The sequence below is a fragment of the Nocardioides sp. WS12 genome, assembly GCF_014108865.1.
Lineage (GTDB): Bacteria > Actinomycetota > Actinomycetes > Propionibacteriales > Nocardioidaceae > Nocardioides.
Window position 1 is genome coordinate 4,011,302 of the sequence record NZ_CP053928.1, and the last position, 17,176, is coordinate 4,028,477.

15 protein-coding genes are annotated in these 17,176 nt (G+C 69.2%); 7 read left to right on the forward strand and 8 right to left on the reverse strand.

Annotation, left to right across the window (positions count from 1 at the left end):
• Window positions 1-51: 51 nt before the first annotated feature.
• From HRC28_RS19415 to HRC28_RS19425, 3 genes are read left to right on the forward strand one after another with little or no spacing between them, the layout of a single operon-like run.
• Complete coding sequence (locus tag HRC28_RS19415; RefSeq protein WP_182377047.1) at window positions 52-2,199, forward strand: alpha-galactosidase; 2,148 nt, start codon at window positions 52-54, stop codon at window positions 2,197-2,199.
• A gap of 10 nt (window positions 2,200-2,209) precedes the next feature.
• Complete coding sequence (gene glgB, locus HRC28_RS19420; RefSeq protein ID WP_182377048.1) at window positions 2,210-4,108, forward strand: 1,4-alpha-glucan branching protein GlgB; 1,899 nt, start codon at window positions 2,210-2,212, stop codon at window positions 4,106-4,108.
• 4 nt (window positions 4,109-4,112) lie between these two features.
• On the forward strand, window positions 4,113-4,892 hold the full coding sequence (locus tag HRC28_RS19425; protein ID WP_182377049.1) for an NUDIX domain-containing protein: 780 nt from the start codon (window positions 4,113-4,115) through the stop codon (window positions 4,890-4,892).
• Here the strand turns inward: HRC28_RS19425 and HRC28_RS19430 are convergent.
• Entirely contained in the window at window positions 4,816-5,796 is a 981-nt protein-coding gene (locus HRC28_RS19430; RefSeq protein WP_237111574.1) for an EamA family transporter, read from the reverse strand. The genes HRC28_RS19425 and HRC28_RS19430 overlap by 77 nt on opposite strands.
• 72 nt (window positions 5,797-5,868) lie before the next feature.
• Here HRC28_RS19430 and HRC28_RS19435 point away from each other — a divergent pair, with 72 nt between their 5' ends.
• Entirely contained in the window at window positions 5,869-6,777 is a 909-nt protein-coding gene (locus HRC28_RS19435; protein ID WP_182377051.1) for a LysR family transcriptional regulator, read from the forward strand.
• Window positions 6,774-7,433, forward strand: coding sequence for a hypothetical protein (locus HRC28_RS19440; protein WP_182377052.1), 660 nt, complete (start codon window positions 6,774-6,776; stop codon window positions 7,431-7,433). Before HRC28_RS19435 ends, HRC28_RS19440 begins: the two co-directional genes overlap by 4 nt.
• Before the next feature lie 66 nt (window positions 7,434-7,499).
• Here the strand turns inward: HRC28_RS19440 and HRC28_RS19445 are convergent, their stop codons facing one another.
• The 5 genes from HRC28_RS19445 to HRC28_RS19465 form a co-directional block, all read right to left on the reverse strand.
• Window positions 7,500-8,231 carry an EI24 domain-containing protein gene (locus HRC28_RS19445; RefSeq protein WP_182377053.1) on the reverse strand — a complete coding sequence of 244 codons (732 nt, stop codon included), beginning with the start codon at window positions 8,229-8,231 and terminating at the stop codon, window positions 7,500-7,502.
• 35 nt (window positions 8,232-8,266) lie between these two features.
• Entirely contained in the window at window positions 8,267-9,241 is a 975-nt protein-coding gene (locus tag HRC28_RS19450; protein WP_182377054.1) for a tetratricopeptide repeat protein, read from the reverse strand.
• Between the two features lie 23 nt (window positions 9,242-9,264).
• Window positions 9,265-9,801, reverse strand: coding sequence for a PH domain-containing protein (locus HRC28_RS19455; protein WP_237111575.1), 537 nt, complete (start codon window positions 9,799-9,801; stop codon window positions 9,265-9,267).
• Window positions 9,802-9,825: 24 nt separating this feature from the next.
• Window positions 9,826-9,996 (reverse strand): hypothetical protein, encoded by a 171-nt coding sequence (locus HRC28_RS19460; protein WP_156392224.1) that lies wholly within the window; start codon window positions 9,994-9,996, stop codon window positions 9,826-9,828.
• Between the two features lie 114 nt (window positions 9,997-10,110).
• Window positions 10,111-11,568 carry a M1 family metallopeptidase gene (locus HRC28_RS19465; protein ID WP_182377055.1) on the reverse strand — a complete coding sequence of 486 codons (1,458 nt, stop codon included), beginning with the start codon at window positions 11,566-11,568 and terminating at the stop codon, window positions 10,111-10,113.
• Window positions 11,569-11,737: 169 nt separating this feature from the next.
• Between HRC28_RS19465 and HRC28_RS19470 the strand changes: the two genes are divergently transcribed.
• Window positions 11,738-12,637, forward strand: a complete 900-nt coding sequence (locus HRC28_RS19470; protein ID WP_182377056.1) for an RIO1 family regulatory kinase/ATPase — start codon at window positions 11,738-11,740, stop codon at window positions 12,635-12,637.
• 119 nt (window positions 12,638-12,756) lie between these two features.
• Window positions 12,757-14,376, forward strand: coding sequence for an ABC transporter substrate-binding protein (locus HRC28_RS19475; protein WP_182377057.1), 1,620 nt, complete (start codon window positions 12,757-12,759; stop codon window positions 14,374-14,376).
• 191 nt (window positions 14,377-14,567) lie between these two features.
• Here the strand turns inward: HRC28_RS19475 and HRC28_RS19480 are convergent, their stop codons facing one another.
• Window positions 14,568-15,551 carry a type IV toxin-antitoxin system AbiEi family antitoxin domain-containing protein gene (locus tag HRC28_RS19480; protein ID WP_182377058.1) on the reverse strand — a complete coding sequence of 328 codons (984 nt, stop codon included), beginning with the start codon at window positions 15,549-15,551 and terminating at the stop codon, window positions 14,568-14,570.
• A gap of 212 nt (window positions 15,552-15,763) precedes the next feature.
• The gene (locus HRC28_RS19485; protein ID WP_202033126.1) at window positions 15,764-17,173 is read right to left on the reverse strand and encodes an amidase family protein; all 1,410 of its coding nucleotides are present in this window, start codon (window positions 17,171-17,173) and stop codon (window positions 15,764-15,766) included.
• Between the last annotated feature and the right edge of the window lie 3 nt (window positions 17,174-17,176).

Sequence of the window (17,176 nt, forward strand, 5' to 3'; positions counted from 1 at the left end):
GCCGCCGCGAGCGTCAGTCGGCCAAGGGACTCGAGCCCTAGGGTGATCGCCATGACGGCCACGCGGATCCATGTGCGCGACGGAGGCGTCAGCCTCGTTCTCGAGTACGACGCCAGTTGGGCCAACGGTCTGCCCCGCGTCCTGCACTGGGGCGATGACCTGGGGCGCCTCGGTTCGCGCCAGCTGGCCGATCTGGCGGAGGCCGCCCGTCCCCGCCGCGGCAACAGCGCGTTCAGCGTCCCGGGGATTCCGTCGCTGGTTCCCGTCGAGTCGGAAGGCTGGCTGGGCCGTCCCGGCCTGATCGGCAGCCGCCAGGGCGCGGGCCACGTCACCCGGCTGGCGGTCACCGGCCACGAGACGATCCCGCAGGGCGTCCGGTTCCACGTCGTCGACGAGGCGGCGGAGATCTCGCTGGACCTGACCGTCACGCTGTCCCCGCACGGTGTGGCGCGACTCGGTGCCGAACTGAAGAACACCGGCCGGACGTCGTACGAACTGGATCATCTGGGGTTGTCCCTGCCGGTGCCGAGCCACGCGACCGAGGTGCTCAGCCTGGCCGGCAGCCAGGGCCACGAGCGCGTCCCGCAACGGCTCCCGCTCGGCGTCGGCGCGCACGTGCGCGAGAACCGCAAGGGCCGCCCCGGCCACGACTCGCCGCTCGTCCTGGTCGCCGGCGAGAGCGGGTTCGGCTGGGAGTCGGGCGAGGTGTGGGGCGTACACCTGGCGTGGTCCGGCAATCAGGTCCAGGCCGCTGAACGGCTCTACCACGGCGAGGCGGTGCTGGCCTCGGGCGAACTCCTGCTCCCCCGCGAAGTGAGCCTCGCGCCCGGTGAGACCTACACGGCGCCCGAGATCTGGGCGAGCCACGGCCACGGCCTCAACGAACTGTCCGGCCGCCTGCACCAGGAGATCCGCGCCCGCTCCACCCACCCGAAGGCCCAGCGCAAGGTGCTGCTCAACACCTGGCAGGCCGTGTACTTCAAGGCCACCCCCGAGCGACTGATGCCGCTCGTCGACGCAGCTGCGGCCGTCGGGGTGGAGCGGTTCGTCGTGGACGACGGCTGGTTCCGCGGCCGCAACAACGCGCGCGCCGCACTCGGTGACTGGGAGGTCGACCGGACGAAGTGGCCCGACGGACTGAAGCCGCTCGTCGACAAGGTCACCGCTGCGGGCATGGAGTTCGGCATCTGGGTGGAACCGGAGATGGTCAATCCCGACTCGGACCTCGCGCGCGCCCACCCGGACTGGATCCTCCGGCCCGGACCGGGCGACGGACCGGACTCGCTGGGGTTGCCGTCGCGGTTCCAGTACGTCCTCGATCTCGCCAACCCCGGCGCGTACAGGTTCGTCGCCAAGGCGTTGCACAAGCTGCTCGACCAGCACCCCATCGGCTACCTCAAGTGGGACCACAACCGCCCGGTCACCGAGGCCGGTCACGGCCCGACCCACACGCCCGGCGTCCGGGCCCACACGCTCGCCGTCTACCGGCTCATCGACGAACTGAAGAAGCGCCACCCGGGCCTGGAGATCGAGTCGTGCGCCAGCGGCGGCGCCCGGATCGACCTCGGCATCCTCGCCCGCACCGACCGGATCTGGGCCAGCGACTGCATCGACGCCCTCGACCGGCAGGAGGTGCAGCGCTGGACGCAGTTGCTGGTCCCGCCCGAACTCGTCGGCACGCACCTCGGCCCCGAGACCGCGCACTCGACCGGACGCACCCAGCCGCTCGACTTCCGCGCCGCCACGGCGCTGTGGGGCCACTTCGGCATCGAGTGGAACCTCGCGAAGCTCGCGCCCGAAGACCTCCCCGTGGTCCGCAGCTGGGTCGAGCTCCACAAGAGCCTGCGGCCGTTGCTGCACCGCGGTCGCGTCGTCGTGGCCGACCACCCGGATCCGACCCTGTGGGTGCACGGCGTGGTCGCGCAGGACCAGCGCGATGCGGTGTTCGCGATGACGTCGCTCGGCAAGCCCGCCACCTCGCCCCGTGGCCGGGTCCGGTTGCCCGGCCTCGACCCGTCGACGTCGTACGACGTCCGGTTGCTCAGCCCCGACGGGGCGGGTGAGCCGCCGTGGGCCGTGCCCAGCTGGTTGGCCGGCAAGGGCGTGCGCCTGCCGGGACGGGTGCTGGGCAGTGCTGGCGTGCAGGTGCCGGCGATGAAGCCGCAGCAGACCTGCCTGCTACGAGCCACCGCTCGCTAGAGTGGTCGGGATGACCCTCGGCGAGATGGACCTCCACCTCGTTGCGGAAGGCCGTCACGAGCAGCTCTGGCAGGTGCTCGGCGCCCACATCCGCATCGAGCCGGTAGCGGGCACCAACTTCGTGGTCTGGGCACCGAACGCACGCCAGGTCGCCGTCGCGGGTGACTTCAACGGCTGGGACGGTTCGACCCACCGGATGGCGCCGATCGGTTCGGGGCTCTGGGAGACGTTCGTCCCCGGTGTGGGAGCGGGCGCGACGTACCAGTTCGTGATCGAGGGCGCCGACGGCGTGTGGCGCCACAAGGCCGATCCGATGGCCTTCCACGCCCAGCCGCCGCCGGAGAAGGCCTCGCGCGTCTTCGCCTCCTCGCACGTGTGGCAGGACCAGGCGTGGCTGGCCGAGCGGGCCGGACGGCAGCCGGTCAACGAGCCGATGGCGACGTACGAGATGCATCTCGGCTCGTGGAAGAAGCACCCGGACGGCTCGTTCTGGACCTACGACGAACTCGCCGCGGACCTCCCCGCCTATCTGAGCGACCTCGGCTTCACGCACGTCGAAATGATGCCCGTCATGCAGCACCCGTTCGGCGGGTCCTGGGGCTACCACGTGACGTCGTACTTCGCGCCGGACGCGCGGTTCGGCGACCCCGACGGGTTCCGGCGACTCGTCGACGCGCTGCACGCAGCGGGCATCTCCGTGATCCTCGACTGGGTGCCCGGCCACTTCGCGACCGATGACTGGGCGCTGGTCCGTTTCGACGGCACCGCGCTCTACGAACACCCCGACCCCCAGCGCGGCTGGCATGCCGAGTGGGGCTCGCACATCTTCGACTTCGGCCGGCCCGAGGTGCGCAACTTCCTCGTCGCCAACGCGCTGTACTGGCTCGAGGAGTTCCACGTCGACGGGCTCCGCGTCGACGGCGTCGCATCGATGCTCTACCTGAACTACGGCCGCAAGGACGGTGAGTGGACGCCCAATCAGTACGGCGGCCACGAGCACCTCGAAGCCGTCCGCTTCCTGCAGGAACTCAACGCCACCGCCTACAAGCGGATGCCCGGCGTCGTCACGATCGCCGAGGAATCGACGGCCTGGCCCGGCGTCACCGGTGCCACCTCGGGCGGCGGGCTGGGTTTCGGCTTCAAGTGGAACATGGGCTGGATGCACGACAGCCTCGGCTACCTGCAGCACGACCCGATCCACCGCGCCTACCACCACGGCGAGATGTCGTTCTCGATGGTCTACGCGTTCTCGGAGAACTACGTGCTGCCGCTCAGCCACGACGAAGTCGTGCACGGCAAGGGCTCGCTGGTGCGCAAGATGCCCGGCGACCGCTGGCAGCAACTCGCCAACCTGCGGGCCTATCTGGCGTTCATGTGGGCGCATCCCGGCAAGCAGTTGCTGATGATGGGCTGCGAGTTCGCGCAGGAGACCGAGTGGGCCGAGTCCCGCGAGCTGGACTGGTGGCTGCTCGCGAAGCCCGACCACCGCGGCATGCAGGACTTCGTGCGCGACCTCAACCACCGCTACCGCGACGAGGCGGCGCTGTGGCGCCTCGACAACGACCCCGCCGGCTTCGCATGGATCGACGCCCAGGACGCCGGTCACAACACGTTCTCCTTCGTACGACGCGCTGCTGCTGGGTCGGGCGTGCCCGATCTCGTGTGCGTCTCCAACTTCGCTGCGATCCCCCACGACTACCGCCTGGGCCTCCCGTCCGCCGGCGCGTGGGCCGAGGTGCTCAACACCGACGCGACGTCGTACGGCGGAACGGGAGTGGGGAACCTCGGCACCGTCGAGGCGATCGCCGCCGGGCCGCTCGAGGCGAACGCTCCGGGCGGCAGTCCGGCGTACGCAACGCTCGTCCTGCCACCACTTGCGACGCTGTGGTTGAGGTCCCCCATAAGGTAATCCTGTGTCCGACCCGGAGATCCGCCACACGACTGTCGATGACGGCATCGCCAGGCTCACCTGGACCTCCGGTCTGACCGAGCGCGGCTGGCAGGCCGCCGTCGACGTCGTACGACGACAGGTGGCCACCGCGCTGCTCGACCACGAGCGGGTCGAGGTCAAGGTCGCGGTCAACGACGCCGAGGCGCAGCGGATCGCGACGTGGTCCGGCATGCGCCGCGAAGGCGTGCAGCGCGGACGGACCGGCGACGTCGTCGTGTACGCCCGGCTCGCCGACGACACCCCCGTGCACGAGCCCGGTGGGTTCCGCGCGCTCCTCAACTCGTTCCTCCCCCGCAAGCGCGGCATCGGGCAGATGCTGATCCGCGACGACTCGCCGGATCCATCGGGGCCGCGCGTGCTCATGTGCCAGCTGACCTACAAGGACGACTGGGACCTGCCCGGCGGCGTGGTCGAGCCGGGCGAGTCACCGCGCCTGGCCGTGGGCCGCGAGGTCGAGGAGGAGCTCAGCCTGCAGATCGAGGCCGGATCGCTCGTCCTCACCGACTGGCTGCCGCCGTGGGGTGGCTGGGACGACGCCATCTGCCTGGTCTTCGACGGCGGCGTGCATCCAGCGACGATCACCGATCAGGTCGTGCCGCAGGCGCGGGAGATCCGCACTGCTGCGTTCCTCACGCTGGCCGAGGTCGACGAACGTGCGGCCGACTTCACGGCACGGCGGGTGCGGGCTGCGCTGGCGTCCCTGGCAGGGGAAGGTCCGGCGTACACGGAGTCGGGTCACTGAGGTTCGGTTCACCTACCGAATTTGCTGCCTGACGGGCCGGTTCACGACGAATTCGGTTGGTGCGTGAGGCCACCAGCACCCCGAACACGAGGATCGCGCCGCCGACCAGTTCGCCCGTCGACGGCACCTCGTTCAGGAGGAGCCACGCGGACCCGATCGCGACGGGCGGCACCAGCATGATCCACGGCACGACCGAGGCCGAGGTGTTGCGCGACAACAGCCCGTTGAAGATGCCGTAACCGACCAGCGAGGCAAGGCCGGCGGTGTAGAGCGTGGACACGGCCGCCTTCCAGCCGAATGCAGCGACACCGTCAGCCAGCGCCCCCGGCCCGTCGAGGATCATCGAGAGCAGGATCAGCGGGATCGGCACGACCAGGGCTGACCAGACGGTGAGCGCGAGGCCGCCCGTGGCTCCGGAGGCTCTCGAGATGACATTGCCGATCGCCCACATCAGCGCGCCCATCAGGCACAGCACGAGGGCGATCAGGGGCACGTGCCCGCCGCGGCCGAAACCCACGACGACCAGTCCTGCGGCACCGAGCGCGACGCCGACCATCTGTGGGCCGGTGGGGCGTTCCCGGAGCACCACAGTGGCGAGCAGGATCGTCAGGCCCACCTGGGCCTGGAGCACCAGACCGGCGAGCCCGGGCGGCATGCCGGCATCCATGGCGACGTACAGGAAGCCGAACTGGCCGAGCGACATGAAGACACCGACGGCCGCGACCGTGCGCCACGGCACGGGCGGCGGGTCGAGCAGGAACACGGCCGGGACGATCACCGCGAGGAAGCGGGCAGCGAGGAACAGCAACGGCGGTACGTCGCCCATGCCCCAGTCGATGACGACGAAGTTGAAGCCCCAGATGACGGCGACGAGCGCGGCGAGGGACTGGTCCTTGCGATTCACGTGACCAGCATTGCCGCCACAACCATGAAGCACCAGCGAATAGATGTGTGCCATTTGATGTAGCATTGCTACATGATTGATCTGGACGCCCTCGCCGGACTGCAGGCCGTCGCCACCCACGGCTCCGTCGTTGCCGCAGCCGCCGCGACCGGCTTCACGCCGAGTGCGATCTCCCAACAGGTCAAGCGCCTCGAACGCCAGACGGGGGTGCCGCTGCTCGAACGCGTCGGCCGCGGCGTGATGCTCACCAGCCACGGCCACCACCTCGTCGACGCCGGCCAGCAGGTGCTCTCCGACCTCGAACTCCTCGAGACCAACCTCCAGCAGCGCGCCGGAGTCGTCGCCGGCCGGATCCGTCTCGCCGCGTTCTCCACCGCGATGCGCGGCCTGGTCGCCCCCGTCGCCCGCGGCCTGCGCGACGCCCACCCCGACCTGACCCTGACCCTGCGCGAGGGCGAGCCGTGGGACGTCGTCGACCTCGTCGCGAGCGGCCAGGTCGAACTCGGCATCGTGCACCGATGGGGCGGCGTGCCGCAGCCGATCCCCGACCACGTCGTCGCCACTCCCCTGCCGGGCGACGTCGCGGACCTGATCGTGCACCGCGACGACCCGCTCGCCCGGCGCCGCAGCGTCACGCCGCACGACCTGATCGACGTGGACTGGATCGCCACCCCCGAAGGCACCATCTGCCGCCAGTGGCTGTCCCGGATGTACGACGGCACCGGCCGTCCGCCCCGGATCGCGCACGTGTCAGCAGAGTTCGACTCGCACCTTGCCCTCGTCGCAGCAGGGCTCGGCGTCGCCCTCGTCCCGCGGATGGGTCGCGCCCCGCTCGGTGACCAACTGGTCGCCGTACCCGTGACCGATCCGGAACCGATCCGGCTCATCGACGCCCTGCACCGCCGGACGATGGCGGACTCACCGGCCGTGCAGGCGGTTCTCAACGCGTTCGACCACGTCGGCACTACCGTCGGGGAATGAGCACCGGCACAGCGATCTCGCAGCAGCGAGCGGCGCGGTCCACGCGCCGGCTCTGCGGGTGGGCCCTGCTGGCTGCCGGGACTCTTCTTGCCATCATCGCGTTGCCGGCCGCCGGCCTCGAGTACAGCTATGTCTGGGCTGCACGACTCCTCGATCACCCCATGATGTTCGGCGCCGTGGGCTGGTCCCTCGTGGGCATCGCTGGGTGCCTGATCCCGCGCCGTACCTGGCAACAGGTGCTGGCGGGGTTGACCGCAGGCGGGATCTTTCTCTTCTGGGTCGGTGGCGTGTGGTCCATCGAGATTTTTCAGTCCGAGGAGTTCGCCGGCTTCTCCGGGATCGCGGACGTTGACGGCACGATGCAGACGCATGTCCTTCTCGGCGGATTCGTGGATCCCTACTGGGAGATCCGCGTCGAGCAGACCGATCGAGGACTGCTCAACCGGCGATTCACCGTTGGCTGCGTGAACGGCGACGGGCATTCACTAGAGCGGCTGGCCTGGTCAGGCGGATCACTGATCGTCGACACCTCCGCCGGAACGGTCGCAGTGCCCGTGGACGAGGACGGCCACATCGGACGGGCACGACCCATCAACGACGCCACCATCGACGAGGGTTCCGGCACCTTCGGCGGTCAGGTCCTGGAGTCCTGCTGAACGACGACAAACCCCAACTCGCGCGCGACAAACCCCAACTCGGCGGCGACAAACCCCAAGTCGCGGTCAGCTGGGCTGAGACTCCAGCGCTTGGCGGGCGAGGTACGTCGCCCCGGCGACCGCGGCGGGCATCACCAGGATGCCGCCGAACGGGACCAGGAAGCAGGCCTGCACGCAGACACCGAAGCCGAGCATGGCGCCGCGGTGCTGGCGCATCAGGTCGGCGCGGGCGGCGCGGTCCATGCCGCGGGCCTCGAGGGGTCGGGAGACGAGTTCGCCAGCCAGCAGGCGCCCCGAGACGATCAGGCCGAGCGTTGCTCCGATGATCGCGCCGATCACGGGCAACAGGCCGATCACGAAGACGATCACGGCGGTCGCCAGGCCCATCGCGACGAGCACCAGTCCGTCGAGCGCACCCCGGATCCAGCCGACGCCCCGCTCGGGGATCTCGCCGCCGAGGGAGATCTCGACCTGCTTCCAGATCTTCTCGTAGAACGGATCACCCACAGCGAGGGTGAGTCCGGTGAAGGTGACGATCGAGAGCATCACCGCGCCGGCGAGGACGCCGATGAACACGACCGTTCGAAAGGTCGAGCGCGCTGCGTCGGCCCAGTCGTTCGCGAACGGGGTCGCCCAGGCAATCAGGTCGTCGAGGACCAGGACCAGCCCGATGAACGCCGCCGTCAGCAGGATCATCGCGATCACTGCAGGCACGATGCCCAGCGCCATCAGGCGGGTGCGCGTGCGCCACAACCGGATCCCCTGGAGCAGGAAGCCCGCGCCCTGCCCGAACCCCATGCCCCGCGCTGCGCCTGCCATCACGATCCGCCGACTCAGAACAGGGCAGAGGCGAGGGAGGCGCGTCCCTTGAGGACCCGCGGGTCGTCGTTGCCGACCGCACCGAACAGCGCCAGCAGGTGTTCGCGGGCCTTGTCACGGTCCTTGCCTGCGGTACGGCGAACCAGTTCGATGAGGCGCGCAAAGGCGTCCTCGACGTGGCCGCCGAGCATGTCCAGGTCGGAGACGAGGGTCTGGGCGTCGACGTCGTCGGGGTGGGCGGCCGCAGCAGCACGGGCGGCATCGAGGTCGACGCCCTGCGTGCGCTGCAGCACCTTGGCCATGGCGAGACCGGCCGCGGCCTCGTGGTCGGCGGGGTTGCCGTCGACGAGCTTCTGGTACTCCGCGACGGCCTGGTCGATGTTGCCGTCGGCGAGTGCGTCCTGGGCGGGCGCGTAACGCGGGTCGACCTCGGGCTCGGCGCCCTCCTCACCCTCGACCGCGGCCACGGGGGCCCCGAAGGCGTTGGGCTGGTGGCGACCGGCGATGCCCTGCGCGGTCAACTGCTGTGCGAGCTGGTTGAAGAGCGCGCGGATGTCGTCGATCGGGGCCGCGCCGGGAATCGGCTGCGTGGCCGGGCGACCGTCGAGGATCACCAGCATCAGCGGCACCTGCTGGATCTGCATCGCCTGCGCGATCTGCGGGTTGGCGTCCACATCGATCGTTGCGGCGAGGAACCGGCCGTCGTACTCGTTGGCAACCTGGATGACGTCCGCGGCCATGTCGACGCTCTCGGGCACCTGGCTGGCCGAGTGGAACACCAGCACGACCGGGGCGTTCATCGACGCCTCGAGGACGGTCTGGAAGTTCGCTTCGTCGACGGCCACGGAGTACGCCGACGAGGCCCGGCCACCGCCGGAACCGCTCGCGCCACCACCAGCTGGGGCGGCGGGCGCGCCGGCCGGGGCCGGACGCTGCTTCAGCGCCGAGAGATCAATGGCGCCGGGACGGGAGAACGGCTGCTGCGTCATGGACGCAATCCTACGGACGCCCGTCAGTTGGGAACGCGGGGGCCGCGGAGGCCGGCCCGCTGGACGACGCGCTGGATCGAGAGATCGCGGTCGTCGGGACGGCCGACGTACCGAATGTCGCGCAGGCCCTGCTCTTGGGCGGCGGACTCGAAGCAGAAGTGGCCGAAGCCGAGGATCCGGCCGTGGAGCGGCTTCTTGACCGAGATGTCGAGGATCCGGCTCAACGGCATCGTCGCGAGGCTCTGCGACAGCACGCCGTGGACACGGAACACCCGCATGTTGGTGATCACGAACCGGTCGCGCAGGACGGCCAGCCCACCCCAGGACGCGTGCAGCAGCAGGCCGGCCGCGACGATGATGAAGAACCAGGCGACCGCGATCGCGACGAACCAGCTCGCGATCAACAAGACCAGCGCGAGCAGGGCTTCGCCGCCCGGGCGGAGATAGGCGAACCAGTGGTGGGTGACCTCGTCGACGACGACCTCACCCTCCTCGCGGAGCAGGTGCTTGCCGATCCGGGGGTCACCGAGGCGCGCGATGAATCCCGACACGAAACTCACCTGGGACTCATCACGACAGCGGCACTAGCCGAGGGCACCGAGGAAGTCGATGATCCCCGTGAAGGCCTGCTCGGTGAGCGACCAGACGTCGGCGCCGGTGCTCTTGGCGGTCGTGGCCAGGCCGTTGGGATCGGTGAACATCCAGAAGCCGAGGAACACGATCACCACGACACCGATCAACTTCTTGGCGTCCATGCGTGGGTGTCTCCATCCTGGTGTGGTTGTGCCCCCGAGGACACAGATCGACACATTGGTACCAAATGCCCCACCCGTGGGGCGGGAGGCGCGCCCAAGACGGCGACCCGGCGGTCACGGACAGGCGTGCCGCAGCCCGTTCTCCGCGGTTCCGGCCGGGGCTCGCGCACCGCGGAGCCAGGCGTCGAAGAAGCCGTCGAGGTCCTCCCCCGTCCGGGCCTCGGTGAACGCCTCGAACTGCGCCACCGACGCATTGCCGTCGCGGTGCGCGGTGACCCACAACCGCAGCACCCGCTGCAACTCGGCCGCGCCGATGCGGTTGCGGAGGGCCGCAAGCACCATCGCGCCCCGGTCGTACACCGCGCCGTCGAAGATGTGCGCCGCACCGGGGTTGTCGAGCTTCAGGGTCCAGAACGACGACGTCGGTGACTGGCAGGCACTGGCATAGACCCCGTCCAGCCAGGCCTCGACGCTCTTGCCGCCGTGCGTGGCGTCGTACAGGACCTCGGCATAGGTGGCGAAGCCCTCGTTGAGCCAGATGTCGCGCCACTTGCGCACCGAGACACTGTCCCCGAACCACTGGTGGGCGACCTCGTGGACGATCACGCCCGTGTAGATCCACGAGCCGTAGGTCGGCCGGGTCTGGTTCTCCAGCGCGAACCCGACGTCGAGGTTCGTGACCACGCCGCCGATGGAGGAGAACGGATAGGGGCCGAACTGGCCCTTGAGCCACTCGGTGATGCCCGCCGTACGACGCAGGGCCCGCAGCGAACTGCGGCGCTCGGCCGACGAGAGGCGCGAGGAAACGGCGTTGTAGACCGGGATCCCCGAGGAGGTCCGACTGGCCTCCATCAAGAAGTCACCTGCCGCCACGACGGCGAGGTACGTCGCCATCGGGTCCGACATCCGCCAGTGGGTGACCGCGCGGGTACCGATCACCTTCCGCGAGACGCGGATGCCGTTGCTGATCACCCGCTTGGCCTTCGGCAGGTTGACGCGGATGTCGAACGTGGCCTTGTCGCTGGGGTGGTCGTTGGACGGGAACCACCACGGAGCCATGTGCGGCTGGTTCATCGTGACGAACTCGTGGCGGTCCGCCAGCCAGTTGCGCTCGCCCGCGTAGCCGCGCTGCGACGGCTTGCCGCGGTAGACGACCTCGACCTTGAAGGTCTTGCCGGCACTGATGGCACTGCGCGGAATGATCTTGAGTTCGTGATGATTGGGCCGCGTGAACCGGGCGGTCCAGCCGTTGACCTTGACCGCGCTCACCGGCAGCAACAGGTCGAGGGAGAAGCTGCTGAGCGCCCGGTTCGCCCGCATCGTGACGACGGTGCGTCCGCGCAGGATCCGCTCACTGAAGTTGTAGGCGATCCGCACGTCGTAGTGCAGGGCGTTGGTGCCGCCGTTGCCGTCGTAGGGCCAGTACGAGTCGGGGCCCCTGATCCCGCCCGGAGCCGGCGCGCTGGTCAGTGTCGAGACGGTCGCCGGGGCACCGGAGACGGTGGCCGCGGCACCCGAGAGCCCGGGGACCAGCAGGAGCAGGAACACCACGAGAACGGTTCGCCAGCGCATTGGCCCAATCTACGTCAGCAATATTCGGTTGATTCCGCCCACCGACGTGAGTCAGCCTTGGATCTGACTCCGCGCCTCCGCGGAGCTCGTCGAGAGGAGCGTGACATGTCCATGACTGTTGCCGGCCTGCCCGCAGACCGAATCCCCTCGACCCACAGGAGCACCCGAAGTGTTTCCGGAGAACCTCTCCACACCTGACCGCACTGCAGACCCCACCGCTGATCTGGACCCCCGCTTCGTCTTCGACTTCCAGGCGTACGACGACCTCGGTCCCGGCCAGCGCTGGTCCAGCTGGCTCGACATCGAGCCACTGTCCCGCGGACCCGAGCCACGCCCCGACTGGGTCGTGACGTCCCAGGGTGCGATCGACACCGATCTCGGCATCCTCAAGACCGGCAAGGAAGCGGACGTCTTCCTGCTCGATCGCACCGACCCCCACGATCCGGCGCAGTCCGTCGTGATGGCCGCCAAGCGGTACCGCTCCTCGGAGCACCGCACCTTCCACCGCTCGGCGACCTACACCGAGGGCCGCAGCATGAAGCGGTCCCGGGACGAGCGCGCCCTCAAGCGCAAGAGCACCTTCGGTCGCGAGGTCGCCGCGGCCGAGTGGGCGATCTCCGAGTGGAGTGCGCTGCAACGCTGCTGGGAGCTCGGTCTCCCCGTGCCCTATCCGGTCCAGATCGACGGCACCGAGATCCTGATGGAATGGATCACGGTGCCCGGGGCAGACGGCGACGAGGACGACGGGCCGCAGACGGCTCCGCGCCTGGCGCAGACGCGACCCGATCCGGCGCTGCTCGCGTCCTACTTCGAACAACTTCGTTCGGCGATGATGACGCTCGCGCAGGCAGGAATCGTGCACGGCGACCTGTCGGCGTACAACATCCTCGCGGCGGGCGAGCGCCTCGTGATCATCGATCTGCCGCAGCTCGTCGACCTGGTGGGCAATGCCGGCGGGTTCGACTTCCTGCAGCGAGACTGCACCAATGTGTGCGGATGGTTCGAGCGGCGGGGGCTGGCCGTCGACGCGCAAGAACTGTTCGGGGACCTGGTCGCGCACGCCTTCTGATCAGGGCCTCCCGGTGAGCGGGATCGGCTGGGAGGCAGCGGCGCGCTGCCTCCTAGCGTGATCGAAGACACACCCCCGGAGCGGCCCTCAGCGGTCCCGGACTACCACCTGGAGGATCAGTGAGGAACCGCATCACGACACGGACACGTGTCGCAACCGCACTCCTGGCGACCACGTTGCTGGCAGCGGGATGCGCCAGCTCGGGCGGCGACAGTGACAAGGACAGCGACAGCTCGTCGTTGACCAAGGACGAGATCTACACCGCTGGCGTCGTCGGCGTGAAGGGCGACGAGGGCGACCCCAAGGACGGCGGCACGCTGACCCTGGCCGACTACTCCGAGGCCCGCAGCCTCGACCCCACCAAGACCTACGGCAACGGTGCTGCCGGCGGCAACGCGACCGCGGCCATCTACGACGTGCTGATGCGTTACAACCAGGAGACCAACTCCTTCGACCCGTGGCTCGCCGAGTCGCTGACGTCCGAGGACAACACCACCTGGACGCTGAAGCTCCGCAAGGACGTGAAGTTCACCGACGGCACGCCCCTCGACGCCAACGCGGTCATGGGCAGCCTCGGCTACTACATGAAGAACGTCGGCTTCAACACCCTGCTGCTCGCCACGAACATCAAGGACATGAAGCCGGCCGGCACCGACACGGTCGTGTTCACCCTGAACGCGCCGTGGGTGAAGTTCCCCAACATGCTGGCCAGCGGCCCGGGCATGATCATGGCCCCGGCGGCGTACGCCGGTGGTCCGGAGAAGTTCAAGCCGATCGGTGCGGGTCCGTTCGTCGAGGACACGTACAAGCCGGCCGAGGAGCTCGTCCTCAAGGCCAACCCGGACTACTGGGACGGCAAGCCGCACCTCGACGCGCTCCGCTTCGTCTGGCTCGGCAGTGACGACGCCCGTCTCGAGTCGCTCGCGGGTGGATCGGTCGATGCAGCGAACCTGCGCGCACCCCAGACGCTCGAGAAGGCCCGTAAGGACGGCTTCGCCGGCATCATGGCGCCGTCCGGCCTGGCCAACATGTTCTGGCTGAACAACCGTGAAGGCCGCGCCACCTCGGACGTTCGCGTCCGTCAGGCGATCAACTACGCCATCGACCCGAAGGTCTACTTCGACCGCGTCAGCGGTGGCTCGGGTCTCCCGAGCCGCAACATCTACTCGCCGAGCGCGCCGTACTTCACCGACGTGAAGACGGCCGACTACGACCTGCAGAAGGCCAAGGACCTCCTCGCCGAGGCCAAGGCCGACGGGTACGACGGCAAGCTGACCTACATCGGTCAGTCGGACCAGGCGTCGCAGACCGCGGCCGTCACCATCCAGGCGATGCTCGAAGCGGCCGGCTTCACGGTCAAGACCGACCTGCTCCGCAACATCGCGGACCAGACTCAGCGGATCTACGTCACCCACGACTACGACCTCGCCGTGTCCGCGATGAGCATCCCCGACGAGGACCCATACTCGCGGATCTCGACGACCCTCAACGGCCAGTCGCCGCAGAACCCCACGGGCTACAGCAACCCGGAGATGGACAAGCTCATCGTCCAGCTCCAGGCCGCCGAGGGTGACGACGCCACCAAGCTGCTCACCCAGATCAACGAGCTGTGGCAGGAGACGGTCCCCGGAGTCGCCATGGGCGCCGGCGCCTTCTTCCAGCCCTGGAACAAGGACGTGCACGGCATCACCAGCACCTCCGAGACCCTGATGCTGTTCGGCGGAGCCTGGAAGGGCTGACCCCCTCCCCTCTCCCCTCACCGCATCACCTGCTCCCCCTGCTCCACCTCGAGACACCCTCCGCCCCACCGGGCGGGGGGTGTCTTGGTTTGCGCGAAGTGCGTTGGTTTCTTGGTCGAAGTGCGTTGGTTTCTGACGCGAGGTGCGTTGGTTTCTACCTCGAGGTGCGTTGGTTTCTCGCTCAGGCAGGGTTAGTCCTGCCTCCGGCGCCAGCGGTACGACGGCTGGTCGGGCCCGCGCGAATAGATCCGCTTCGACGGCCGACCGGGCGAGCGCTCGGTGATCGCCTGCGCGAGCTGGGCCAGCCAGATCGCCCGCCTCGCCGCCTTGAGGTCGCCCTTGCGGACCACGAAGATGATCCACCCCGCGGCCTCCAACGCAGCCCTCCGCGTCTCGTCGCGATCGCGGTCTCGCTCCGACGTGTGGTCCTTCTCGCCGTCGTACTCAACAGCGATGCGCAGGTGGGGGTAGGCGTTCTCCATCCGCGCCGCGCCCCAGCCGGGCACGACCACGTCGACCTGCGCTTCGGGCATCGGCAGTCCCTCGTCGTGGATCATCAACCGCACCCAGGACTCGGCTTGCGAGTCTGCTCGATCGGTCGAGAGCGGGATCAGCTCGCGCAACTGGATCACGCCGCGTCGGCCGCGAAACCGGGGCAGCATCAACGCGAGGTCCAGCTGCGAGATCCGGTGCTTTCGACGGAACTCGTCCAGCGTCGCGATGGCGCGGTAACGGCCGAACAGGCACGCGACATCACAGGCGGTTCGCAGCGGTGTGGTCACGCGGACGCCGCCGGGGAGCGTCATCACCTCCGAACCAGCAAGATCCCGCTTCCCTCCGAACACTCCCTTGCGGGTCGACCTGCCCTTGCCGCCGCGGGACACGGCATCGAGTTCGGGGATGACGTCGTGCTCCTCGAAGTCGAGGATGTCGACGTCGTGGAGCCAGGCGGCGCAGCGGTCAGCGACCACGGCGTGGGCCGGCAGCGCCAGGCCCGCGGCGTGGGCGCGCAGGTCCAACGAGTCCGGTGTGGACGCCGCCACGTAGACGCCGTACACAACACGTCGAGCGCGACCGGACTTCACCAACAGGTGCAGTCGATTGCGGTCGATCCCGGCGTCGCGGGCCATCGAGGCGGTGAAGGGGCGTCCGTCGAACGATTCCAGAGCTGTCATCGCGACAGCGTCGGTCAGCGGATCAGCACACGTGCCCCCGCCAGCTCAGGCCTGTGGACGGCCCGGCATGGTCCACAACCTGCACCCCCCGTCGTGGCCCGCAATGAGACTGATGGGACAGAAGCCGCCGTACCTCGAGGGAGAAACTCCCGCACTTCGACCAAGAAACGGGCGCACTTCGTGCAAGAAACCCACGCACCTCGCGCAAACCCTCAGTACGAGGGGGCGAGGAGGGGCCAGGGGTTGGCGGATTCCAGCTGGGTGGCCAGGGAGAGCAACGTGCCTTCGGCGCCGAGGGGGCCGACGAAGTGGGCACCGAGGGGCAGGCCGGCCGCATCCAGTCCGCACGGGAGGGACATCGCAGGCATGCCGGTGGCGTTGATGACGGCGGTGAACGACGAGTAGTCGCCGCCGCGTTCCCACATCACCTCGGGGCGGCTGGTGTCGAGGACGCCGAGCTCGGGGGTCGGCAGCGGCAGGGTCGGGGTGAGCAACAGGTCGAACTGGTCGAAGGACGAGCCGAGCTGCCAACCGACCTGCTGGATGGCGGCGTGGGCGTCGTACACCTGCACCGGCGTCATGTTCGCGGAGTAGTGGTCGAACAGCATCCGGGTGAACGGCTCGAGGTCGTCGTCGCGCAGGTCGCGGCCCAGCGCGGCGAGGCGGTGCGTGACATCGGCCAGCAAGGAGACACCCATCAGGGTGCCGAAGCCGCTCATCATCAGCTCGGCGTCGTACGACAGTTCGGTCTCCTCGACGACGTGGCCGAGCTCTTCACACAGCTCCGCTGTCGCCCGTACGGCGGCCACGACTGCCGGGTCGACGACGCCACCGTCTGCGCGGCGGGTGGCCAGGCCGATCCGCAACGAGAGCGGAGCCCGCGACGCCTGCTCCCCGAACGCCACCGAAGGCGTGGGCGCGGCGAAGGCATCGCCGGACATCGGCGCGGAGGTGAGGTCGAGCAACAGTGCGCTGTCGCGGACCGAGCGGCTGACGACGTGGTTGGCCGACAACGGAGCGGCGAGCGACGTCGCCGCGGGGTAGGCGGTGATGCGCCCCCGGCTCGGCTTCAGGCCGAACAGGCCGCACATGGCAGCAGGGATCCGGATGGAGCCACCTCCGTCATTGCCATGGGCCACGGGGACCAGGCCGGCCGACACGGCAGCCGCCGATCCACCGGACGATCCACCGGACGAGTGCGCCAGTGACCACGGATTGCGGGTCGGGCCGTGATGGAGCGGTTCCGTCGAAGCGTTCTTGCCGAGCTCGGGGCTGTTGCTCATCCCGAGCACGACCATGCCGGCCCGGCGGTAACGCCGCACCAGCTCGCTGTCCACAGCGGGAATGTCGTCGGCCCACAACTTGCTGCCACGGGTCAACGGCAGCCCGGCGACCTGCATGCCGAGGTCCTTGATCAGCGTCGGGACACCGTGCAGCGGTCCGCGCGGGAGGCCGGCGTCGACCTCGGCGAGCGCCTTCTCGAACCGCTCGGCCACGACCACGTTCAGCACCGGATTGTGCTTCTCGATGCGCGCAATCGAGTCCTCGACCACCTCGCGCGCCGACACCTCGCCGGTCCGGATCGCCTCAGCGGTCGCGATGGCGTCGTCGTACTGGATCACTGG

Bases quoted from the DNA above. Each gene is read 5' to 3' on its own strand.
- HRC28_RS19480 (WP_182377058.1), bottom strand. From the start codon at position 15,551: ATGACAGCTCTGGAATCGTTCGACGGACGCCCCTTCACCGCCTCGATG.
- HRC28_RS19450 (WP_182377054.1), bottom strand. From the start codon at position 9,241: ATGACGCAGCAGCCGTTCTCCCGTCCCGGCGCCATTGATCTCTCGGCG.
- HRC28_RS19440 (WP_182377052.1), top strand. From the start codon at position 6,774: ATGAGCACCGGCACAGCGATCTCGCAGCAGCGAGCGGCGCGGTCCACG.
- HRC28_RS19460 (WP_156392224.1), bottom strand. From the start codon at position 9,996: ATGGACGCCAAGAAGTTGATCGGTGTCGTGGTGATCGTGTTCCTCGGC.
- HRC28_RS19435 (WP_182377051.1), top strand. From the start codon at position 5,869: ATGATTGATCTGGACGCCCTCGCCGGACTGCAGGCCGTCGCCACCCAC.
- HRC28_RS19415 (WP_182377047.1), top strand. From the start codon at position 52: ATGACGGCCACGCGGATCCATGTGCGCGACGGAGGCGTCAGCCTCGTT.
- glgB (WP_182377048.1), top strand. From the start codon at position 2,210: ATGACCCTCGGCGAGATGGACCTCCACCTCGTTGCGGAAGGCCGTCAC.
- HRC28_RS19445 (WP_182377053.1), bottom strand. From the start codon at position 8,231: ATGGGGTTCGGGCAGGGCGCGGGCTTCCTGCTCCAGGGGATCCGGTTG.
- HRC28_RS19465 (WP_182377055.1), bottom strand. From the start codon at position 11,568: ATGCGCTGGCGAACCGTTCTCGTGGTGTTCCTGCTCCTGCTGGTCCCC.